We start from the raw sequence: 20,469 nt of genomic DNA on the forward strand, positions 1-20,469 counted from the left end.
TCGATTTATTATGTATTGTGTATCATCACACAATTCTGTTCTATATTTTAATATCAATCACTAAAAATCGCCCTTATTTTATCGGTATTTCGTGGGTCATCCCCATTAATAATTTCATTATTATCAAACATCCTAAGTTCTTTACGTTCATCCTCACTTAAATAGACGGTATTTATGGAATCAGCCATAAGCATCTGTAAATTCATATAACTGACTTCCCATACAACATAATTGACCGACCATCCGTAACGCTGACACGCAAAGTCTATCAATGAGCCATAGATACTTTTGCCTCCAAATGAAATACTTCCGTTTCCTTTTTTATTTTTTAGTTCTGAAACACGTTTGCGCACGGCACGTTCCTTGTCTAAACCTAAATATTTGATATACCCCTCAATGTCATTCCATGTAAAGGTAAGGACTAATAACTGTGCCAATTCATCCTTATTCAGCCGCTTAAAAAAGAAATTTTGTCTTTCTAATACTTTGTCTTCATTCTGAATATCTTCTTTACGTTTTAGGCTATGATACGCTAATATGCGGCAAACTATAGCTTTCTTGTTCTCGCATAATCGCAGGGCTTCCATGTAGGGGTTGGTAGCCAGAATATCTTTCTTTATTTCTAATCCTTCTACTAATCGTGAGATTAGATAATTCTTGCCTAACGTGGGTTGATACAACAAAAAACGCCGACCGTCAATAGTGAAACTGATAGGTTTCTCCATAATCGTGTCTGCGATATTCATTTCAATGTCTTTATTTTCCATAAAGCTAATATGAATTAGAGCGCATCTAAGGAATCGAACCTTAACCTTAAACAGGATTGTTCATATGCTACCATGACACCAAATGCGCAAAACACGTGGGTACAAAAGCCCCCACGTTCGGCTGTTGTCCTATCGAAAACTTACTTACTTTCTTCAATAGTGACGGTAAGAGTATCATCACTTCCCGTAACTTTAATTACTCCCCATTTTACCTGATTGCCACTTTCCGGCTTCAAAGCATCATGGGTATAAGTAATCATACCGCCATCTTGTGAAGTGAAACTATCTTCCGCCGATACGGTAGATTTGTCAATCATAATACCGGGAACGGTCTCATCTTCCGGTTGTACAGCGACCGCATAGTTATTGGCAATGATTCCGTCATTCTGCTCAAACGGCATAGTCTTGCCCTTCGCCACACGAATTTGATAAGCCAACGCATAAGTGTTCTTGGTGTAACGAACATCTTCGTTTTCACCGCCTTCCACTTTCGCTTCCTGCTTTTCACCTTTTGTAGCCGTCAACTGTGTTGAGTTCTCGACAGGAACAGGTACTTCCTTCCATTTTGAAGAAGGAGTATCCAAATCTTTGATAAAAATTCGGGGTTTTCCCCATCCGATTACAGCCATAGTTCTATATCACTTAATATAGTTAAACATCATTATTAATCTCAATATACAGTTTGTTATTGATGAAATGTTCGGTATGCCCATCCTCGAAGGAAACGCCTGTCGGATTAGTCTTTTGGCTGCATTCCGAAGGCACTGTGTGAAAATCATCCTTACGTATAGAAAAAAGGAACTTGGATAAGTCGCACAATTCACCGACACGTTCGGTAGCTTCTTCCCATGCCTTTGTTTCGGCATTCCATTTGTCACGGACATAGATGTTGACATTCACATAAGCCCGTTGAGTTTGACCGCATCCTTCATTGGAAAGGACTGATATGACTATATCCTCCTTGTCCGATTTATTCGGTCTACCCTTTTTGCTTAATTTCCCAGTTACGGCACGTTCAAGTTCCGCCCCTTTGATTTTGTGATACACAAAGTCTTTTATTTCAACATCCGACTTCATCATTTAGCAATCTGTCTTTTTAGTTTTTCAAGCATCTTCGACACCTGGTCTCTTGCCCACAAGTCCGTTGATGCAAGTACATCCTTGTTGTCCATCGCTTCCACAAGTTCAGCATAATTCATTCCAGCTACCACAACAAGCACATAATCATTGGAATACCTTTTTACAAGTTCTTCCGCCAATTCCTTGCCTTCTTTGACACCTTCTGAACCTTGCTTCACTTGATTAAAGTCTGAGTATTGAATTATGCTACCATTTTTGGCAATAACATAACCGACAGAACTGCGAAGATTGCCCGTTCGGTCGTACCAACTATCTTTTCCTGAACGGTCACGTACTTTGGTGACGCATTGTTCTCCCAAACGAGCCAACGCACGAACAGTAAGACGTTCTACACGTTCGGCTTCTTTCAGGAGAGCCTTATTCACTTTCTCAAGTCTGGTAGTCATTCTTATACCCATAATTTGCACTGTTTTTGGTAGTGATGAAAACCTTTTACTTCAAATTCCCGCTCAATTCCTCCGAGCAAGCTAATCCTGACCCTATCGCCAATAGCGAACGACTTGCTATTGGAAGGAAGATATATGGTGTATGAATATTTACGTACCACACCGTCTTCAAAAGTCCTCTCTTCAGCTTTGCCGTTAGGGACTGCATCGCATGGAATATTACCTTCCCAATGGCTTTCTCCCTCGTGGTAATTGCCGTTCTCATCGTCATATCCGGGTGTTGCCACGAGATATTGTAACTTATGCGGTTTAAAATCCACTACAGACATACGCTTATCCTCCAATATAGACCGTTGGTTTTGCTTCCAACTCCTTCACTGGCTCACCAATGGATTGGTAAATGGAATTGGCTTCATTCAGAATAGCAATCAGTTGCTTATCGGATAAACTACCGACCGATTTGTCCGCTTCGGAGAAATTGACAGCTTGAACCAAAGACCAAAGACAATCCGCAAAAGCACCGCGATACGATTCTGAGTGCATAACCTCAGATGTACACTCTTCTTCACCATCAAGAGAACGGTAAATCAAAGCATTTTCAATAAATCCGACAGAAATATCGTAATGTATTGCATCTTTCAGTGCTTGTTGGATTGTCTTCATAACTTATGCTGATTTATGAGTTTCTACTGCGGCTTTAAGAATCGCTTCGTCAGAATCATTCAATTTATTCACGGCAGCAATCAACTTATCGTCTGCAATGTTTGTAGCGAGGTTTTTGCCGGTGATTTTATTGAACTCCTTGACAAACTCCGGTTTCTTGTAAGCCTGCCCCCAAATGGTGATTTTCACATCGCTTGAATCAGAACCTTCCGCTGTTGTATCCACTACTTGCGCTTCTGAAACATCAAGGATGTAAATCTGGTCTACATCCTCTGTTGTATCCACTACTTGCGCTTCTGAAACATCAAGGATGTAAATCTGGTCTACATCCTCAATAATGGGAGCGACAAAAGCCTGACCGGAAGTAATCTCACGCAACGGATTCACAAGCGAATACTTGGAAATCAGTTTGAACGTGTCCACCAACTGATAGATTACATTCTTCACCGGATTGGACTGCTCGGCCAGACGACCGTAGACCAACGTACCGACAACCTCGTTGCAAATGAATACAAGGCGGTTGGCATTCCAAGGTTTCACGGAACGCTTTTTGCCATCCTGCTCAAAAATAACAGATCGGTCTATCACTTTAAAGGCGATACCGTTATTGTCATCGGCAAAAGCCTCGTTAAATTTAGAGGCCGTCGGAGTGGGCAAAATCGTTTCAGCCGTAAATGACTGTCCATTGTAGTTTGCAACTAATTCTTTTGCACCCTGAGTCTGACGGAGTTTATCAAACATTGACTTGGCAATGCAGATTTCGATAATCGTGTTGCCGTCCGCATCCGCCTTTGCAATCACACGCTTGATGTCTTCAAGAGAAATTTCATTTTTGACTGTCGCTCCAAACGTGTTCTTAGGGAAATAATTGAAGTTCAAACGCAGTAATGCGTCCGGAGTGTCTTCGTCTTTGATTGCAACATACCCGTTGGACAAAGCAAACAAGAAGTTATACTCATTGCGCTCGTCAATTCCGACAGAACATGCGACAGGATCGTCCGACAGCTTCTTGGCTATGTTCTGGGCGTTACCTCCCTGAGCTTCCATGACATTGATGTTATTGATGTCGGATTCCTTTAAGATTTTTGACATTCCGATTTTGGGAAGCTTCCCGTTGGCGGAAGCGATACTGTCACGAGACTTGATTGGAAGTTCCGAATCCACCGCAACAAAATCCGCTGCGACATAAGTCGTGTTCACAGACGTACTTTCCCATTTGTTGTCCGGTGAAAACTCTGTACGAAGCATAGCATTCTCACCTTTATGCAGATAAGTGAGCTTCCCGTTTCTCTTACCGTTCACCTTTTCAATAAGCCGCTGCAACTTCGGGAAGAACTTGGCGACATATTTTGCAAATAATGATTCATTCATAAGTTACCTCCTTTTTTAATCATGTTCAAAAACAAGGGTTGGAACAGCCGCTTTCAAGGCAGCTTTGATGGTATCAAGCGGATAAGGGCTTGCCATATCATTCACAACTCCGGTGTGCATAATCGACACGAAGGGTTCTTTCACAGATTTAGTAGCACCACATACACCTACGTATTCATGACTACCCGGCAAACTTTCATAAGTATCCCCGACAGAATTTACGGGCATAGGCTTATATGTGTCATTTTCCGTATCGTGAATAATTACGTGTCCGGCACGTATATATTCTCCTTTAAAATCACTTACATCCAATACTTTGCCGCCTTGAATCCCAGCAATGTATTTGCGAATGACTATCGGGTCATTACCAAACCCAAACGATTCAATTGTTCCTACATCTACTACGCTCATGTTAAATTCATTTTTAGTTTTACAAATCAGCCAAAGCGTCTATTTCAGCATCGCTAAATGGCTCATCTTGTTTTCCTGAACCCTTACCACCGGCAGCAGGAGGGTTTGCCAATGTAGCCAAACCCGCATCCGCACGTTCTTGGTTGTAATTCTTCAGGTCTTCCTCCACTTCGGAATAGAACTCCTCAAACTCCTCATCGGTTTCAAACTTCATGCGGTCGAAACTCTTAAGGATACGACTGCCGAAAGAACCCGAATTTTTGAGCAACTCATTGAGTTTGGATTTTCTTGACGTAGCGACCTTCTCGCCTTTCAATACAGAAATCTCGTTGGTGAGGCTGTCCACTTTGTCGAGCAACCCTTTTGCCCATGCCGGAGCATCATCATTCTTTTCGTTGTTTTGGGAATTGTTTTTGTTTGAACCCGGTTGACGATTATTTTTTTGTGGTTCGTTATTATCATCTTCGTCATCGGTTTCATCGTCATCATTCTTTCTGCGTGCGTCTTCAGCAAGACGATTGGCATAGGACTGGCTGACTTGCAGGAATGGGAGAACCGCATCAATTCGTTCTTCGACTTCTGCGTTTACATCCTCATCTAAGGCATCTTCTGCGGAGGTCAGGTTATCGGCAATTTTAGCGGCGATACCCATCAGCTCCTTTTTATTGAACCCGAACGCCTTCACTTTCGGTTTCAACATCAATAGAACTTTTTGTTTTCTGTCCATTGTACAATACATTTAGTTAAAAACACGAATAGCCTGCGCAGCAACGTATGCCAACAGACTATCCGTGTAGAACTAACCTCAAACAATGGAAGGTTTAAATGTGATTTTGCTTGCATTTGCAATATATCACAACGACAAGTTCTGTGGCGTACATCTTCATACGCATTTCTTATGACAAAGATAATAAAAATGATTGAAAAACAAACATATAATATATATTTTTTTACGAAAGAGTAGTATTTTGTTCTTAATCACCCATTACAGCGATACCTGATAGACTGAAATCTATCAGGTACACTTCAAGAAACGTTGGCCGAAGCCCAAACGCACTATTATTGTCTTGTCATTGTGGCCGTTTATATTAATATCCCTTCGTCTAACATCGAGTAGTATTTATCATCACTGATTATAATGCTATCAAGTAATTTTATACCAAAGAGGTCAAGTCCTTTCTTTATTTCATCAGAAAGCTTTATATCCTCTTGGCTTGGTTTTATGTTTCCTGATGGGTGATTGTGTACGAAGATTACAGCCGAAGAAAGCGCATCAATAGCGTATTTGGCTATAATCCTTCTATCTACTAAAGTTTGGCTTATTCCACCTTGTGATATTTTAGCATACCCTGTTATGTTATTGGCCTGATTCAATAAAATAATAAAAGCACTTTCATAGATTAATACATCTTCGTGATAGAACTTTCTGGAAAAATTAAACGCATCTTCTGAAGAACGTACTTTGATTATTTCAAAATCTTGTTTCTTTGCTGTTATGCTGTATTCTACGGCTTTCTTTTTCATTGCTCTTTATATTGTGTAGGGCTTTTGCCCTACCGGTTAAACTTATCTTTTATCTATCACTAAGTAATGTTCCGCCAAGCATTTCACCCATTGTATACGATATTTCTTAGATGGATGATTCCATTCTATATCTCTTATAGCAGAAAGAATATCGGATGTGCTTTCTTTATAATATCTTGCCAATATCATCAATACATTATAGCTTTCTTGCGGTGTAAAATGTAAAGAACGTCTGTACCTCTTTGCTGTTTCATATACCCTTTTTGAGAACGATTCAACAGTCTCAAAATCTTCTTTTTTATAATTGAAAAGGTTTGTTGCTTTCATTGCTCTTGTCTTTTAATTATTAGTATTATATGTTTCTTTTATTTGATATATAAAGATACTCATTTTCAGCGAGTTAACAAAATATCTACACAAGTAATTTACTCATAATCAGAAGTTTAACTTTTGCTCACTTTGAGCGTAAACAGATACAAAAAAAGAGCGACTTAAAAGCCACTCTAACATCTAAAAATAAACAGAAATTTTATCCTATCAAATACCTATATGCTTTGAGGTATTTATTCAATCTCGCCAAATCCTTCTCCGTGATTTGCTCCAGCCGAGTAATATCCATGTTATCTTCCAAGTCGTGTATTTTCACTTGGCGGCCAATAGGACTGAGGTATGAACGTTTAACAAAATCTTCATAGCTTTCTTCTTCATTACGGGTGACAGACAGTATCGCATCTACAATATTACGAGGGAATCCTTCTGAAAGCAAATATTCAGGTGTGATGTTTGTATCTTCTATCGTATCGTGCAACAAAGCAACAATACGCTCATCATCGGTCTTACAACGGTTGGACACACGAATAGGATGAAAAATATAGGCTGCTCTAGCTTTGTCTACTTGCCCTTCATGAGCTTTAGCTGCTATCTGGAGAGCTTTTTCTAATAAAGGATTAGTAACTGTCATATTCGTATTTGGATATTTCTTTACCACCAAGAATTACGTTGCAAATTGTTTCATTTGATTGTGGTAATTCAATCTCTTTGCGACCTCTATGTTTAAGGAATGATTTTGTTCTATCATCTTCATATACAAGCCGCACTACCGCTTCTTCAAAATCATCTAATAAATAAATGATTTCTCCGACCTGTAGTCTTTTTTGTAGAATCTTTTGGTTCATATTTATATGTAAAGATAGTTATTTTTATTGGAAATGCCTATAATATTCAATTGATTTTTGAGCTATTTTTTGCGCCTCATTGCTTGCCTTATCAAGAACGCGCCATTCTTCGTAATATTTATGTCCAAGCCCTCCTTCCATGCCGGTTTGCTCCTGTATCTCTTTCCAGCGTTTCTCGCCAAGAATGCGTTTGGCATCCTCTGGTTTTTCTTTCGCATAAATCATTCGTTCTGTATTGACCTGTATTTCTGCTGTAAGCCCATCCGAAGTTTTAATATTTACAATGTTTCCGCTATATCCCATAAAAGATTCCGGTCTTTGCCTTTTAAGCCTTAAGAACACATTCATGTCGGATAGCTCAGCTAGAACATTTTCTATCTGACCTTTGGGTACTATGATAGTAGTCCTTACAGCATCCTTTATATCGTATGGGGTTATATTTTCAGTTGTGACCTTTCTTGTGATGGATGCAGCACTCTTGAAATTTACGGGAGTTACGAAACCTTTATTCTTGAATGCTATTCGTTCAGCAAAAGCCTGCACCTCATTACCTACTGATGATGCACGCTTTACGACTTCCGAAACAGAACCTTCAACTGTCACTTTCTGATAGACGGATTTGTTGTCACGCAAAAAGTACGGTAAAGTGTTTCGTTTCTTTGCTTCTTTAATTCTTTCCTGATTGTCAAGCACCCACTTTTTAAATCCGTCCGGTACGTCTTTCACCTTATTCACGCTTGTAGTGTCAGTTTCACTACGCCCATCCCATTCCCAAAACTCTTCCTCCGTCTTTAGAATTGGTATCTTATAACATCTATCAAGCGGATGCCAACCAGTCCATACAAAATCTTTTGGATATTTACCTGCAAGCATGTCGCAAATATCGTGTTCAGGGTGGGTGTTGCTTAACTTGATTTCATACCCTACCACAAAATCAAACTGTTTCCAACGTTCGTTCTCTGCCGTGCGGTAGGCCATGTTGACTTCGGAAGCAGCCAAACGCAAAGAGCGGTATTCACAATCCACAGCTTTACTTGCTTTGCCAAATCTTTCCTTGTAATCCTTTTGTAATCTTGGAAAGTCAAGCAGGTATTTGGATATTCGCTTACTCAATGTAACCGCACTTGTTCCTTTCTGAATGGCGCACGATATAGCATCTTCAAGTTCTTGCTTGTACAAAGCAGACTGATTCCACAGTTTATCCGAAATAGTGAAGCCTTTGTCTGTACGGTTCTGAAATGCTTGCAGTGCGTTACTGTTAGTTTGGTAGAAGACCTTGTACTTTTCTTTGTCAATCGTAGCATCGTATGCCTGCAAGACTTTGTTTGCCAACAAGTCTTGCGCCTCGTTGCTGTTCTTCCATTCTTCGGACGTTCCGCTATAAATGATCGTATTAATGTCTTCGACAAACCGTTTTTGTAAATCCTTGATACGTTTTTTCGTTTGTGGATAGTCCGACCATTTGAACAGTTTTTCATTATCGCTCGAATAATCAGTAATTCCGATTATTCGAGCGGCCTCCAAATTCAAATCTTCATAGATGGATTCCACGAGCGTAATATACTTGGCAAGCCGAGTATTCAGTTCGCTGTATTTTCGCTTTTGATTGGGAGTTTTAGGTTTCGCCATTGTATATTATTCGTTCTCAATTCTATCTGGTGCAGGCATCTCCAATAATCGAATAGCTTTGATTGTTTCTTTTCCTTCAAGAATAGCTTTACATAAGCGGTGATAACCATCTGCTATTTGCCCGACATTATCTAATATGATAGGGTAATCAAGTGAGCAATCGAGCACTCGTTTACACTGAAAGATAAAACTATGAAGTTGATTACACTCAAATGGTTCTGCCGTTAAATCAATATTCCACAAAGGCATATCAAGTATAGGATATTCTTTTATCTTTGCAAAATCATAGAGAGTTTGAGCATTCCAAATCTTATTGCCACGATGATATTCGCTTTCAGCGAATGTCATATTTTCAACTTGAACTTTCATAAAACGGATATTTAAGCCAGTAGCGCAAGTCTGAACTTACGCTACCTTTACTTATTCTACAACTTGTCAGACAAGTTATTACACAATCTCCCAATCTTCGGCAAACACATCACTAATAGACGGAACCCATGAATCGGCACGTCCTGTATTCTCATTGTAGATAAGGCACTGGTCTGTGTAGCAAATGAATTTCCTGCCTTTCATAATAAGGTCTTTCGCTGATTGTGAAAGTGATTGCATCTTCGGGATAATATCGCTGTTGATGCGTGCAGGAACTTGCTTGACTACAAATAAACCTTTGCCGTTCCATCCATTTCTGCGAAGTGCAAATCCTGCGCATAACAAGGATATAGCTATACCAAACGGTAAATTGTTACATCCACCATTTCCGTTTTCCATTTTTGTGTAACGGATATTAAGAAGATGTTGGTAATCTTTCATAATCCCTGTTTGCGCCAAAAGCATGGCTCTTGTATCATCATCAAGTTCTTCAAATTTACTACTAAGGACAAAGTTCTTCAATCCTGAAAGCCGGCTAGACAACTCGTTTCCCTCGATAAGCATACGGTCAAGCGGCGTATCTGCTAGTTTGTAAGCGTTTTCAAACACATCTTTAGGAGACCAACTTTCATAGCCATCTTCATAACGAACATGATAACCAAACTCAGTCTCTTCATGGTTTTCAATGTCATTACCATAGGGGTTTCTACCAGTTTTTTGTACGAAGTCGCCTAATTTCATAGGTTCGGCTTCAACCTGTTTTGTTCCAATGTACTTTTTCATATCTATAAAGATTTAATCATTCTCCGGAAGTATATGTACCAGTAATAGCCGCGGTGCTTTCATCGTCCAAATGTGCCGTACCTGAAATGGTAGTTCCGGTAATATTCAGCTCGATGGAGGTGATTTTTGCGCCCGTTGCTCCTTTCGCGCCGTCAGCACCGTCCTTGCCTGCGGCTCCAGGCACACCATCTTGCCCATTTTTGCCGTTTTCACCTTTCTCACCTTTGAGGTTCTTAAACTCGAAGTTGAGATTGCCTTCTTGCAATGACACCTCAATACTCGGCACACCAGTATTGCCATCCACGCTTGCCGTAGCTCCAGCAATAGCCTGTCCGCCATTTCCGCCTTCCGACTGTACGATTACCATTTTAGCAGCTTTGACCTGCGTCTTGCTGATGATGCGTATCATCATTCCGGCGGGCACGTCCAAATCAAACACCCGTTTTCGGCAATCGAACTCCAACCGGTCGTAAGAACTCGGCTCCATGCCGGGCATGTGACGGTAAAATGCCAAGTCGTCCGCCGTGCCGTTGTCCACCTGAATCACACACTTCCCTTTTGATGCGAAGTCGGCCACGTACAAGCCGCCCTTTTCGCTGAATAAAATACTTTCCATATTGATGATAATTTGATTAGATGTTATTGTGCCCCTGTTTCAAACAAGTTGCTTATCCTGTTTTGTGATGTGGCGACTTCTTCTTTCTGTATCTGTTCCAATGTCGATTGCGCATCGTTAGAATATCCGGCCTGCCCGATGGACTCTAGTTGCGACATGATGGGCTTGCCCCCGTTCAGCTTGAGCAAGCGGTCAGCCACCGCATCCTCGTCCTGCTGAATGAAGGGCGTGATGACGTTTTCCACTTCTACGTTGTCCACCTCACGAGCCCATGCTTTGTTCATGTGTTTCACATACTCTTTCACCACGCTTGCTTCCCTATCGAAGAACTCGATCCAAGTGCCGCTCTCGTCGCCCACTTTCAGATGTGCGTCCGTTAGCAGCATCTGCCGGGCATCGTATCCGATGTTGCCCAAGGACATCATGTTGTCGAACGACACGTCGGGCATTTGTGCCTGCATCCAGTAGAACTTCAGCAGGGTGTCCACGTGGTATTTCAGTGCTTCGATGGATTGCGACCAAGAGACGTATGAAACATCGCCATTGTTCTCCACACGGTACACCCTACGGCTTTCGCCTTTCATTTCGTTTCCTTTTATTTCACCTGCGATTTTCAATACCGGTGCCGCGTTGTAGGCTATCACGTCGGAGTTGCGCGACAGGGTGTATTCCAGTTCTTCACGGATGCGGGTCAATCCCCAGTAGATAGGAACAGGTCGGAAAGCGTATACTCCGGGAATTTTTAGCAGTTTTATTTCCTCGGAATTGGCAACCGATGTCCACCCTTCGCCCTCCTGCTTCCACTTGTAATACCGCTCGGCCGTGTAAGTCTCGAATATCGTCACTTCCTTGTCCTTGACTTTTTTCTTATACTCAAAGGACATAGCCAGCATATCGTCTAATTCGTTGAATAACGGATAGAGTTTCACGCCATCCATCGGTGAATAGGTCTTGCACTTCAGCTTATACTGGCTAGGAAATCCGTACAACGTGTTGGGCTTCTTCACCACGTACCAGATGGTGAACACCTCGCAAGAGGCGAAATAAGCCGTGCCGCGCCGGATGTTCTCGCTATCAACGCGTGCATACTTGTAAATGGCTTCAATGGCCTTGGCTATCTGTTGCCGCGTTTCATTGCCTTCAATGTTATGGTAAATGCGCTTGACTGGGATGGCGAACATAAATTCCGTCATGCGCTTGGTGAGAAGTTTCTCCAAACCGACATAGATGCGTGCGGCTTTACCTATCAGATTGCCGTCTTTGTCGTATTTGTCCTTACGCTCCACATGGTCTGTTATAATATCATGTAAAGTGGGTTCGTAGGATTTAATCAGACAATCCCAAGATGGAACATCAACAGACTTTTCTTTCAAATCGTTGATGATGTTATCAGCAGACCTATTGCTGTCTAATATAGCGGTGATTTCGTCCATAGACTAGTATCGTACTCCTTCATACGGTGATGGTTATAACTTCTGCAAAGTTATAAATTTCGATTGAATAACAATCGTTTTTATAAAAAAGAAAACGCAACTATCAAAGTAATTGCGTTATTATAATATTATAAGTTTTATCCGTCAAATTCTACCATAAAGCAATCTTTCCGGCATTTCCTAAATCAAGGGTTGCTGTAGTTATTCCGAGTGCTTTAAAAATTTTCCTCATAGATGTAAGGGTTATACTCTTGCCTTTTTCAAATTTTGATATTTGTGCCCTTTGCACGCCAATCTTCTCACCCAATTGCTCTTGAGTGAGTTTCTGAGCAAGACGCGCATTCCGTATAGCTTCTCCTACAAAGTAATTTTCTACTTCTTCTTTGAGCTGGGCTTCTACTGCGTCACGTTCAGGCGTACCTACCTTTCCAAATAGTTCGTCCTTGTAATCATCGAAAGAATGTAAATTCATCTGTGCCATATTATACTACTTATTTTTATCCTTCTTACTGAAATATTCCTTTCTTATCGCTTCCGCTCTTTCTATCTCCTTATCCGGTGTCTTCTGGGTCTTTTTGATAATCCCATGCGTTGCGATTATCAAAGCATCAATGTCTGTATCCCAAAATGTGAACAGTCGGTATTTTATCCCGTTAAACAACGTACGAAGTTCCCAGATGTTACTTCCTTCCAACTTCTTGTAAACTTCATTATCCATTACACCTTGTTCTACTTTCATGACATTGTATGCTATCTTTTTTTGAGCCTGAACTGAAAGAGATTTTAGAAAAGCATCTGCTTCATCAGTCATTATAACTTTTGGATGTTTCCTCATCGTTTTTAGTTTATAGTGCAAAGATAGTAATTTGTTTCTAAAAAGCGATACAACCGCGTCTAAAATCTATTTTTACCTTATATAGCACTGTTCAAAAATCACAAGCGTATGTATATTGCAGCTTCAGATTATCTAACGCTTTTTCTGTAACAAGGTACGCATATTGTCCGTCACTACCTATACGCTTGATAGAACGTGTTTCTTTAAGAACAACAGGTTTATTGAAGATAATTTCATACCTGTTCCCACAACTCATTATCAGAAAATCAACGCTACGTTTATATTTGTCCAGTTCTGTTTCTTTGTATTCGCCTTTAGAAATGAAATCAGGATTAGGTACCAAATAGCCTTCCGCTACCAATTCTCCATTTTGATTATATACTTTCATCATATAAGGTTTTAATAACAGATGCAAACCAAGTACCTTACCGCTTTAGACAAGCTGTAATCTGAATGATATTCAATGTATAAATGGTAATTACGTTCAATTGACTTCTTTGCCTCAGATTTATTACAACCGATTTTAACAGCTTTTGCCAACAACTGTTCTTTAGTATAAGTTTTCATTACTCTCGACTTTTAATTGTTAGTATTATATGTTTCTTTAATTTGATATGTAAAGTTACTCATTTTTAGCGTATTAGCCAAATATCCACATCGCTAAATTATTTATAATCAGAAGTTTAACTTTTGCTTACTATTGATGTGGACAGGCACAAAAATGCTCCGACTTTCACAAGCCAGAGCACATAGAGCAATGAAAACTGCATACTAAAAGAAACAATAATACAGCTTTCGATACAAAGTTATAGTAAATCTTTGAATTACAAGAAATCTCGAAGCAATTCTTCATCACTGATATAGTCAAAATCATGTGGATAAAATGTGTTTGCCAATGCGTCCATATAGTCAGGAGACCGCTTGATTCGTTTCTTGATTTCTTCCTTCGGTTCAATAATAATCCGACCGTCGCTTTGGAATTTCCAATGCGTTTCGGTAGCTTCTTCCATGAGCTTATCACAAGGAGGCAAAGCCGCACCAAATCCATTTTTGGGATTTAGCCAGTCACGCAATGACCAATAACAATAAGCACGCATATTGGCAAATTCATATTGACCTGTTATATCATGCAGCCCTCTCGCTCCTTCCGAATACTTGCAAGAATAGGCATTCTTATACCCAAGTTCCTCCAAACGGGAATACACTCCTGCACCTTCGCCGATGGTATCAATGAAAGCCTTTGCGTTCTCATCTGAGAGATACGAAATGTGCATCCCTGCCACGTGCATGTGGTCAGCCTTGCCAGCCGATTGGTGAACTTCAAATTTAGGTACATAATTGCCATATCGAGGACACACCACACTATCATCACGTCCCATACCTGCAACGTCAGAGCCAAGCCTACATGATTTTGTAGGAGTAAAGTCTTCTTCCTGGAGACGATGCCAATTTTCGTTGGCTATCTCTATCCACTCGTATGGGATAAGTACGTCTTCCGACACTTTCGGGAACATGCCAAGCACTTTGACACGGAAAAGGTCGTTCGGACGATACAAACAGCCTTCCCACTTGAAATCTCCTTCCCCCGCATTGAAATCTGCTTGTTGAATGGGAGAGCACCAGTTTATTACCTTATCTTTTACCCATTCATAGTTGACTTGCCCGGGAATTATCAACTGCTTGCTGACTACGTTTTCCGCATTCAACGAGTTAAGTCTGAACTTGGCAAAGCGGTCAGACTTCATCGCACGTGCCGCATAGCCGGTAGTGATGTTGGGATTGAACACAATAAGTAGCCGGGAGTTTCCCTGCAAATTGCCTTCAATCGCATTATAGATGGTTTCGGATATACCGGACGCTTCAGTAACTACAAACATGGTGTTCACGGCATGGAATCCAGACCACGCCTCCATGTTGTCGTCACCACTCTTAAAACCCGTCAAAAACCATTCATAATAATTAGTTCGGATTCCTGAAGACAACAAACGACCGGGCAAAATACCTGCATTACGAAATAAACGGGAAACTTCCGGTATCATAATATCCTTGACCTGACGACCTGAAGGTGCAGTCATTGCAATCTTGGTATTTTTTACCAACTTACCATCTTTCCAACGAGGAGTAAGGTACATGAAACACATGGCTGCACAAGCTGCGATATAGTCCTTTCCCCTTGATGTACCACTGGCTACAGCTGTCATAGGATTATGCTGGACAGAGTGAAGGATAGCCTGTTGTTCCTTATCCAGCCTTGCATGGAGAACGTCATGTGCGAACTTGCACCAGTCCTCCCGCCATGCCTTCATGTATCGTATGGCCTTGTCTACCTTGCTCATTTTTCATCATCCGGCAATTCCTGCATTAGTTTTTCAAATGGATTAATCGTAATATCTTGCTCTATTTTCTCTGTATATCCACGGTCTCTCATCTTGGTCTTACTAAGCCAAATAAGCATAGTGTTATCCTGTTCTGTAATGGCCTTCGTAAACATGACTGTTTCGAGTTTGTCTTTGAAAGATTCTTCCACTTCCTCCCATTGCTTGCGAAATTCTTCATCCTTTTCTCTCCACTTATATGCAAGAGTACGAGATATTCCGGCAGCTTCACACGCTTTTGTTACATTCAACAGTCTTGCATCAAGCGCATTAAGAAAAATCTCTTTCTTTTTCTTTACAGGAATCCTAAATTTCTGTGCCATCTTTATTTCCCTCCAATACGTTATTAACAATTTCCAGCATCTTGCAAACACTCAATGCCTGTGCCTTGATTTTATACTTGGCTTGTACTTTAGCACTTACTTCGTTTAATCTGCGCATTGTTTCTATGTCTAACAAAGTAAGATTTCCAAGTTCCTTTTCGGAATAGCACTCTAGCGTCTCCATGAGTTTATCAAACGACACTTTCTGGGTATCGACAAACATTAAAGTAACCGGAACAACTTCATTATTAGGCATTTCAACCGTATAGTTAATGTCCCTCACGCTTTCTAATACTTCATTGCTGATATGGGCGTATTCCTTTAATGCCACATCTGTTATTTCATCAAGAAGTTGCTTTAAGACCTCTGCATCGTCCTGTCCGACAATACTGTTGTGGCTCAACTGTGTTGCCAACAACCAATCATTAGACGTATCAGACTCGTCAATATACATTACATGGATAGATGTCAGTCCTGCCATCTTCGCAGCCTGTGTCCTATGGTTGCCACTGACAACCGTATATGTTCCATCCTCATGCTTTACGCAGAACGGAACAGAGGATAATTGCCCATCTCTACGAATATTATTCACAAGTGCGTTAAACGTATCATTACTCATAAAATGAGCATTCTTCTTGATAAGTTTAATGTCAGAAAGCTGAACTTCTGCTATTTTGAATTTCTCCATTGTTTACTCCTTTCTCGGTTCGTTTCCGTATTTCTGTACAAATGCCTTTAAAATCTCATCTAATTTTCCACGAATGCCTGCGTCTTGGATATAGTGAAGTTTTCCCACGCATCTTTCATGTAATTTGAAAACTCCCCGATACTTCATACTTACGGGTTTATCAGTAAACACAGACGTGGCAATAATCCCACATTCGTGTTTGTACCGAATATCCAACTCTGCTTTAAATTCCGTTGAAAGCACCCCTGTAATGAGCAATCTGCTTAACTTCTGTATCGGATGGTCTATCACAAAATCTGATTTCATCCAAACAGCATCCATGCCATATTTGCTTACTTTCAGAAAGTCAAACATACAAGCTCCAAATACATAATCATCCAAGAACCACAGGTAACAGAACGGTGCGGATCCAAGTATAATGCCCTTCTTTAGATATATCATCCGCAAGTAGTCTATTTCCGCCATAGAAGCACGGATGAAACGTAACTTACTTTTCTCGGTAAGTATGTAATCATCCGGCAGCCGTTTGTATTTCAACGGGATGATGGTACGCTTATTGAAACTGTTCTCGCCCGTATCTCCAACATTGGAGTAAACATAAGTACGCTGGTCTTTGAAAACCTCCCTGCGTCCCATAAAGCCGTGTTGTGATAATAGCATATAATTCACCAACCCTTCGTCTATCTCCGAATACTTGGTATGGGTACGTTCCTGCCAACCGAAATCATCCAAAAGAAAACGCTGCAAGGCGTTGCTTGTAGCTTTCATGCCGGAATGAAACTCGTTCTGGTAAATCATGATATCGTTTTCATTGCAGTTGAGTATTGCATCCGATATATCTGCACAATACAAAACTTCAATGTTCTTCGGTTTAAGATTATCGACAAGTTTTTGATACCTCTCCGTGTATTTCTTCTTGTAGTAATCCAACCGGGCTATAAAATCATCGTATAGTGATTTATGGTAAATGTCTTGTGAGTTCTTATGTTTCTTGATAGCATTGAACAAATGAATAGAAGCAACAATCTCTGCTGGATTGTCCGACCGGATGTCCATGAAACTATATTCCTCATTAAAACACAACTCTCTCACTTCTCCTTTGATTGCTTTGTACATGAGGTAGATAAAATACTCTTTCGTGTACACTTTTATCTCACGGTTGGTAAGCACTTGCTCTATATCCATATAGTAGGAGTTTACTATGTGGGCGATGTCGAACTTTGAAGCCTCTTTTTTTATGTAAGAAAGCATACGGTTGGTCTTCTTGAACATCTGACCAACGATTGTTACATTATCCGAATGCTCTGCTGCCCACAAAAGAGGTTTGTGCCTTTGCGGAACTTTAGAATAATCAATATGGAATGCTTCAAGGCATTTTTCAATCGTGGTAAGTTGCTTGTATTCTTCCATATCCTCATGTAAGTAAGCATATTCCACGAATGAATACATAAATTTGATTGTTTCCAGCACTTTGTCAAAATCCCATGAGCTATTGAAGATGCGGAACTCACATGTGCCAATTTTAGAGATTGAACACAGATTGAGCCAATACCTTATATGCCCTCTGTCCGAACCGTTGCTGAACACTTTTAACAGATTGTCAACTGTGTCAACATTCAAAACTCTTTGTACTACATCCCAAGGAGGACTTGGTACAAGATACTTCGTTTCCCACCATTCGGCAATGTCAAAAATCCGTTTGATTGGATATGCGGTATAGTAAGAAAGCGCGAACATCCGTTTAATAACATCCAAATCCATATCCTTGATATACAGATGCGCATCAAACCCCTCATTCCACATGAGATAACTCCCGGCATCTCTCATCGTTTGGATGAAATCTTTTAGTTCCTGTAAATCTTCAACGCAGTAATGATATGGCCGGGTGTTTATCTCACCACCAAACTGACCATGATGCGTGACTGCCGAACCGTCCGAGTTATTCATCATGGTTAGCTTGTTATCCGTCCACTTGTAACCAGATGGAAGTGGTATGCGTTGTTTGTCACCATCAGCAAATTCCAATTCCATGCCAAATGTACGATTGGCGATATAGTCAATCCAGGGCTTATCTATATTCATGTTCTGCATATCTCAACTTGACTAATGATTTATAACTGGGTGTAAATACAACAAAGTCTCCAATGCAATAATCTGAGCAACGACCATTGATTACGTCCATTACAGTGTATTCGCTTGAGCTATCTGAATATTGTAAACCGTTGTCAAAGCAGCAACACTCATTCATGTCAGCCATAGAATACCCACAATCAAGAAGTATCTGGCTGCGTTCCGGATAAACGCCTACGACCTTAGTCCACAATTCAATACCGTTTACACCTAATTTGTTTTCATTGCCATTGTATGGAATTGTGCCAAATAGCATATATTCTCCAATGCGTACATCGCTTATGAATTTAGGCAGGTTTTCATTCTGTCCTAACCAAAAGCTACCACCTAAACTGATTGATTCAATATCGCCATTCAATGTTGCCCATATTTTACACAGTCGTTGCATATCCGGTCTGCTTCCATTCAAACAACCAGAGGTTATCATCCCGTAAGCATGGGCGTTATCATCGCAAGAACGAACCATCTTTGCAATCTGTCTTGCTTCAAACAAACTTACCCCTTCTCTATTATCAAACGCATTGATAGGAATATAGATATTCTTGATGCATCTGTCTACAACGCAATCCATTACATCATACGTGGTAGTAACCACTGCGCCTTTTTGATTACGCCTAGCCTTTCCAATAGAGTAACACACACTATCTTCAAAGTGAAGCGAAAAAATATCATTATCAACTCTATGATGGAGATGCTTCCAAATATCCTCATAAAAATCTTTGAACATGAGCGAAACAGGAACATTTACAAGTGTTTCCGCTTTCTTGATGTTCTTAACAATGTTGTCTGTATATATAATTACTTTCATAACTCCCACTTCAAAATGACACGTTCAACTCCTTTGTATTTTGTAGCACGTTTAGGCGAGAAACCAGCATTGGTGAAACTTTTAATACTTGCGTCATTCTTGGGTGAAGTCATGGCAAATATTTCTTGTACTCCATTGGAGACCAACCTTGCAATATTTGCATTAAGAAGAATATACTGAAACCCATTACCTCTGTAATCTGAACTGACAAAACATTTATCAACGTATGCTGTACCGTATTCTGTAAAATAAGCAAGTGAATAAGCTACAAAAGAGCCGTCCAGCCATAAGCCATAACTGCAACCGGATTGCAAACATTTCGCTATATCCTGAGGTTCTGATGCAAAGCATATTTCAGGATTAGATAGTAAGGCTTGTTCCATTGTTTCAATCTCGGTCATATCAAACATAGACAGAGACTTGACTTCCATTTTACATTCAATACTTCCTCTATGGGTAGGAAATAGAGGCTCGTATCGGTCTATCCATGCTTTGGAGAGGAATGCATCAACATCTGTTTGAGACAACAATGCTTTTCTGTAATTGTCAAAAATGCCTAATACAAATTCTTTATGTTTGGTTAGTTGCTCATTCTTCAAAGGACACTTGCCACTACGGAAAACAAAACCTTTCTTTACCGACTTTACCCACAAAGGATAAGTTCTACACATGATAGGTTTGTAACCATTGTCACATGACTTACAGTCTTTAGCGATACATTTTACCTTTTTACCGCCAAAGTAATCATTGTCTATAATTCGTAAATGAGATATTTCCTGCTCGTGCCCGTTAAATTCATAGGGCAAAATAACGATATGCCCGTCCGAACCGAACGAACAACACTTCCAGCCGCAGTCAGATTTTTCACATGCTCTTATTAGTCCTTTTCCGTCCATATTCTTGGGTTGTATATAACTTCATATACTTTATTTGAGCGGAAACAGGGAATCGAACCCCACTCTTTGGCTGGAATGCCAACGCTCTACCGATGAGCTATTTCCGCATTTGCCAATACTGCCAAACCACCGCTTGCTTGGCAAATC

Annotated in this window: 27 protein-coding genes and 1 tRNA gene; all 28 read right to left on the reverse strand. The window is 40.4% G+C overall.

The genetic code is table 11. The features are described 5' to 3' along the window. Positions 1 to 53: 53 nt before the first annotated feature. The gene (locus E0E47_RS05020) at positions 54 to 767 is read right to left on the reverse strand and encodes a hypothetical protein (protein WP_130893064.1); all 714 of its coding nucleotides are present in this window, start codon (positions 765 to 767) and stop codon (positions 54 to 56) included. 140 nt (positions 768 to 907) lie between these two features. Continuing rightward, positions 908 to 1,396: a hypothetical protein gene (locus E0E47_RS05025; RefSeq protein WP_197730272.1), complete on the reverse strand. Its 489-nt coding sequence runs from the start codon at positions 1,394 to 1,396 to the stop codon at positions 908 to 910. 22 nt (positions 1,397 to 1,418) lie between these two features. Next, a complete protein-coding gene (locus tag E0E47_RS05030) occupies positions 1,419 to 1,847 on the reverse strand; it encodes a hypothetical protein (protein WP_130893065.1) in 429 nt (142 codons plus the stop codon). Continuing rightward, a complete protein-coding gene (locus E0E47_RS05035) occupies positions 1,844 to 2,305 on the reverse strand; it encodes a hypothetical protein (RefSeq protein ID WP_130893066.1) in 462 nt (153 codons plus the stop codon). Before E0E47_RS05035 ends, E0E47_RS05030 begins: the two co-directional genes overlap by 4 nt. Next, a complete protein-coding gene (locus E0E47_RS05040; protein ID WP_130893067.1) occupies positions 2,296 to 2,622 on the reverse strand; it encodes a hypothetical protein in 327 nt (108 codons plus the stop codon). The genes E0E47_RS05035 and E0E47_RS05040 overlap by 10 nt, the downstream gene beginning before the upstream one ends. 4 nt (positions 2,623 to 2,626) lie before the next feature. After that, entirely contained in the window at positions 2,627 to 2,956 is a 330-nt protein-coding gene (locus E0E47_RS05045) for a hypothetical protein (RefSeq protein WP_130893068.1), read from the reverse strand. Between the two features lie 3 nt (positions 2,957 to 2,959). Next, positions 2,960 to 4,327, reverse strand: coding sequence for a major capsid protein (locus E0E47_RS05050; RefSeq protein ID WP_130893069.1), 1,368 nt, complete (start codon positions 4,325 to 4,327; stop codon positions 2,960 to 2,962). Positions 4,328 to 4,342: 15 nt separating this feature from the next. After that, entirely contained in the window at positions 4,343 to 4,738 is a 396-nt protein-coding gene (locus tag E0E47_RS05055) for a hypothetical protein (protein WP_130893070.1), read from the reverse strand. 19 nt (positions 4,739 to 4,757) lie between these two features. Then, complete coding sequence (locus tag E0E47_RS05060) at positions 4,758 to 5,438, reverse strand: hypothetical protein (RefSeq protein ID WP_232038337.1); 681 nt, start codon at positions 5,436 to 5,438, stop codon at positions 4,758 to 4,760. A 383-nt stretch (positions 5,439 to 5,821) separates the two neighbouring features. Continuing rightward, a complete protein-coding gene (locus E0E47_RS05065; protein WP_130893072.1) occupies positions 5,822 to 6,262 on the reverse strand; it encodes a JAB domain-containing protein in 441 nt (146 codons plus the stop codon). Between the two features lie 42 nt (positions 6,263 to 6,304). Further along, on the reverse strand, positions 6,305 to 6,589 hold the full coding sequence (locus E0E47_RS05070; RefSeq protein WP_130893073.1) for a hypothetical protein: 285 nt from the start codon (positions 6,587 to 6,589) through the stop codon (positions 6,305 to 6,307). Positions 6,590 to 6,791: 202 nt separating this feature from the next. Then, positions 6,792 to 7,223: an HD domain-containing protein gene (locus E0E47_RS05075; RefSeq protein ID WP_130893074.1), complete on the reverse strand. Its 432-nt coding sequence runs from the start codon at positions 7,221 to 7,223 to the stop codon at positions 6,792 to 6,794. After that, positions 7,210 to 7,437: a hypothetical protein gene (locus tag E0E47_RS05080; RefSeq protein WP_130893075.1), complete on the reverse strand. Its 228-nt coding sequence runs from the start codon at positions 7,435 to 7,437 to the stop codon at positions 7,210 to 7,212. Before E0E47_RS05080 ends, E0E47_RS05075 begins: the two co-directional genes overlap by 14 nt. 24 nt (positions 7,438 to 7,461) lie before the next feature. After that, the gene (locus E0E47_RS05085; protein ID WP_130893076.1) at positions 7,462 to 9,066 is read right to left on the reverse strand and encodes a hypothetical protein; all 1,605 of its coding nucleotides are present in this window, start codon (positions 9,064 to 9,066) and stop codon (positions 7,462 to 7,464) included. A gap of 6 nt (positions 9,067 to 9,072) precedes the next feature. Then, positions 9,073 to 9,435, reverse strand: a complete 363-nt coding sequence (locus E0E47_RS05090; RefSeq protein ID WP_130893077.1) for a hypothetical protein — start codon at positions 9,433 to 9,435, stop codon at positions 9,073 to 9,075. Positions 9,436 to 9,513: 78 nt separating this feature from the next. Then, positions 9,514 to 10,218, reverse strand: coding sequence for a DUF2829 domain-containing protein (locus tag E0E47_RS05095; protein ID WP_130893078.1), 705 nt, complete (start codon positions 10,216 to 10,218; stop codon positions 9,514 to 9,516). 16 nt (positions 10,219 to 10,234) lie between these two features. After that, positions 10,235 to 10,834 (reverse strand): collagen-like triple helix repeat-containing protein, encoded by a 600-nt coding sequence (locus E0E47_RS05100; protein ID WP_130893079.1) that lies wholly within the window; start codon positions 10,832 to 10,834, stop codon positions 10,235 to 10,237. A gap of 23 nt (positions 10,835 to 10,857) precedes the next feature. Continuing rightward, positions 10,858 to 12,267 carry a phage portal protein gene (locus E0E47_RS05105; protein WP_130893080.1) on the reverse strand — a complete coding sequence of 470 codons (1,410 nt, stop codon included), beginning with the start codon at positions 12,265 to 12,267 and terminating at the stop codon, positions 10,858 to 10,860. Between the two features lie 151 nt (positions 12,268 to 12,418). Next, positions 12,419 to 12,748 carry a helix-turn-helix domain-containing protein gene (locus E0E47_RS05110; RefSeq protein WP_130893081.1) on the reverse strand — a complete coding sequence of 110 codons (330 nt, stop codon included), beginning with the start codon at positions 12,746 to 12,748 and terminating at the stop codon, positions 12,419 to 12,421. A gap of 6 nt (positions 12,749 to 12,754) precedes the next feature. Beyond that, positions 12,755 to 13,102 carry a type II toxin-antitoxin system RelE/ParE family toxin gene (locus E0E47_RS05115; protein WP_130893082.1) on the reverse strand — a complete coding sequence of 116 codons (348 nt, stop codon included), beginning with the start codon at positions 13,100 to 13,102 and terminating at the stop codon, positions 12,755 to 12,757. A 91-nt stretch (positions 13,103 to 13,193) separates the two neighbouring features. Further along, a complete protein-coding gene (locus E0E47_RS05120) occupies positions 13,194 to 13,493 on the reverse strand; it encodes a hypothetical protein (RefSeq protein WP_130893083.1) in 300 nt (99 codons plus the stop codon). A 433-nt stretch (positions 13,494 to 13,926) separates the two neighbouring features. Continuing rightward, positions 13,927 to 15,438, reverse strand: a complete 1,512-nt coding sequence (locus E0E47_RS05125) for a hypothetical protein (RefSeq protein ID WP_130893084.1) — start codon at positions 15,436 to 15,438, stop codon at positions 13,927 to 13,929. Further along, a complete protein-coding gene (locus E0E47_RS05130; protein ID WP_130893085.1) occupies positions 15,435 to 15,800 on the reverse strand; it encodes a hypothetical protein in 366 nt (121 codons plus the stop codon). The genes E0E47_RS05125 and E0E47_RS05130 overlap by 4 nt, the downstream gene beginning before the upstream one ends. Beyond that, positions 15,784 to 16,488 carry a ParB/RepB/Spo0J family partition protein gene (locus E0E47_RS05135; protein WP_130893086.1) on the reverse strand — a complete coding sequence of 235 codons (705 nt, stop codon included), beginning with the start codon at positions 16,486 to 16,488 and terminating at the stop codon, positions 15,784 to 15,786. The genes E0E47_RS05130 and E0E47_RS05135 overlap by 17 nt, the downstream gene beginning before the upstream one ends. 3 nt (positions 16,489 to 16,491) lie before the next feature. Further along, complete coding sequence (locus E0E47_RS05140; RefSeq protein WP_130893087.1) at positions 16,492 to 18,570, reverse strand: GNAT-like putative antirestriction protein; 2,079 nt, start codon at positions 18,568 to 18,570, stop codon at positions 16,492 to 16,494. Further along, positions 18,557 to 19,426, reverse strand: a complete 870-nt coding sequence (locus E0E47_RS05145) for a type III PLP-dependent enzyme domain-containing protein (RefSeq protein WP_130893088.1) — start codon at positions 19,424 to 19,426, stop codon at positions 18,557 to 18,559. The genes E0E47_RS05140 and E0E47_RS05145 overlap by 14 nt, the downstream gene beginning before the upstream one ends. Next, positions 19,423 to 20,322 carry a GNAT family N-acetyltransferase gene (locus tag E0E47_RS05150; RefSeq protein ID WP_130893089.1) on the reverse strand — a complete coding sequence of 300 codons (900 nt, stop codon included), beginning with the start codon at positions 20,320 to 20,322 and terminating at the stop codon, positions 19,423 to 19,425. The genes E0E47_RS05145 and E0E47_RS05150 overlap by 4 nt, the downstream gene beginning before the upstream one ends. Before the next feature lie 37 nt (positions 20,323 to 20,359). Beyond that, positions 20,360 to 20,429, reverse strand: a tRNA-OTHER gene (locus E0E47_RS05155). Positions 20,430 to 20,469 lie beyond the last annotated feature (40 nt).

The organism is Paraprevotella xylaniphila YIT 11841, assembly GCF_900683745.1.
Classification (GTDB): domain Bacteria; phylum Bacteroidota; class Bacteroidia; order Bacteroidales; family Bacteroidaceae; genus Paraprevotella; species Paraprevotella xylaniphila.

Bases quoted from the DNA above. Each gene is read 5' to 3' on its own strand.
- E0E47_RS05020 (WP_130893064.1), bottom strand. From the start codon at position 767: ATGGAAAATAAAGACATTGAAATGAATATCGCAGACACGATTATGGAG.
- E0E47_RS05025 (WP_197730272.1), bottom strand. From the start codon at position 1,396: ATGGCTGTAATCGGATGGGGAAAACCCCGAATTTTTATCAAAGATTTG.
- E0E47_RS05030 (WP_130893065.1), bottom strand. From the start codon at position 1,847: ATGATGAAGTCGGATGTTGAAATAAAAGACTTTGTGTATCACAAAATC.
- E0E47_RS05035 (WP_130893066.1), bottom strand. From the start codon at position 2,305: ATGGGTATAAGAATGACTACCAGACTTGAGAAAGTGAATAAGGCTCTC.
- E0E47_RS05040 (WP_130893067.1), bottom strand. From the start codon at position 2,622: ATGTCTGTAGTGGATTTTAAACCGCATAAGTTACAATATCTCGTGGCA.
- E0E47_RS05045 (WP_130893068.1), bottom strand. From the start codon at position 2,956: ATGAAGACAATCCAACAAGCACTGAAAGATGCAATACATTACGATATT.
- E0E47_RS05050 (WP_130893069.1), bottom strand. From the start codon at position 4,327: ATGAATGAATCATTATTTGCAAAATATGTCGCCAAGTTCTTCCCGAAG.
- E0E47_RS05055 (WP_130893070.1), bottom strand. From the start codon at position 4,738: ATGAGCGTAGTAGATGTAGGAACAATTGAATCGTTTGGGTTTGGTAAT.
- E0E47_RS05060 (WP_232038337.1), bottom strand. From the start codon at position 5,438: ATGTTGAAACCGAAAGTGAAGGCGTTCGGGTTCAATAAAAAGGAGCTG.
- E0E47_RS05065 (WP_130893072.1), bottom strand. From the start codon at position 6,262: ATGAAAAAGAAAGCCGTAGAATACAGCATAACAGCAAAGAAACAAGAT.
- E0E47_RS05070 (WP_130893073.1), bottom strand. From the start codon at position 6,589: ATGAAAGCAACAAACCTTTTCAATTATAAAAAAGAAGATTTTGAGACT.
- E0E47_RS05075 (WP_130893074.1), bottom strand. From the start codon at position 7,223: ATGACAGTTACTAATCCTTTATTAGAAAAAGCTCTCCAGATAGCAGCT.
- E0E47_RS05080 (WP_130893075.1), bottom strand. From the start codon at position 7,437: ATGAACCAAAAGATTCTACAAAAAAGACTACAGGTCGGAGAAATCATT.
- E0E47_RS05085 (WP_130893076.1), bottom strand. From the start codon at position 9,066: ATGGCGAAACCTAAAACTCCCAATCAAAAGCGAAAATACAGCGAACTG.
- E0E47_RS05090 (WP_130893077.1), bottom strand. From the start codon at position 9,435: ATGAAAGTTCAAGTTGAAAATATGACATTCGCTGAAAGCGAATATCAT.
- E0E47_RS05095 (WP_130893078.1), bottom strand. From the start codon at position 10,218: ATGAAAAAGTACATTGGAACAAAACAGGTTGAAGCCGAACCTATGAAA.
- E0E47_RS05100 (WP_130893079.1), bottom strand. From the start codon at position 10,834: ATGGAAAGTATTTTATTCAGCGAAAAGGGCGGCTTGTACGTGGCCGAC.
- E0E47_RS05105 (WP_130893080.1), bottom strand. From the start codon at position 12,267: ATGGACGAAATCACCGCTATATTAGACAGCAATAGGTCTGCTGATAAC.
- E0E47_RS05110 (WP_130893081.1), bottom strand. From the start codon at position 12,748: ATGGCACAGATGAATTTACATTCTTTCGATGATTACAAGGACGAACTA.
- E0E47_RS05115 (WP_130893082.1), bottom strand. From the start codon at position 13,102: ATGAGGAAACATCCAAAAGTTATAATGACTGATGAAGCAGATGCTTTT.
- E0E47_RS05120 (WP_130893083.1), bottom strand. From the start codon at position 13,493: ATGATGAAAGTATATAATCAAAATGGAGAATTGGTAGCGGAAGGCTAT.
- E0E47_RS05125 (WP_130893084.1), bottom strand. From the start codon at position 15,438: ATGAGCAAGGTAGACAAGGCCATACGATACATGAAGGCATGGCGGGAG.
- E0E47_RS05130 (WP_130893085.1), bottom strand. From the start codon at position 15,800: ATGGCACAGAAATTTAGGATTCCTGTAAAGAAAAAGAAAGAGATTTTT.
- E0E47_RS05135 (WP_130893086.1), bottom strand. From the start codon at position 16,488: ATGGAGAAATTCAAAATAGCAGAAGTTCAGCTTTCTGACATTAAACTT.
- E0E47_RS05140 (WP_130893087.1), bottom strand. From the start codon at position 18,570: ATGAATATAGATAAGCCCTGGATTGACTATATCGCCAATCGTACATTT.
- E0E47_RS05145 (WP_130893088.1), bottom strand. From the start codon at position 19,426: ATGAAAGTAATTATATATACAGACAACATTGTTAAGAACATCAAGAAA.
- E0E47_RS05150 (WP_130893089.1), bottom strand. From the start codon at position 20,322: ATGGACGGAAAAGGACTAATAAGAGCATGTGAAAAATCTGACTGCGGC.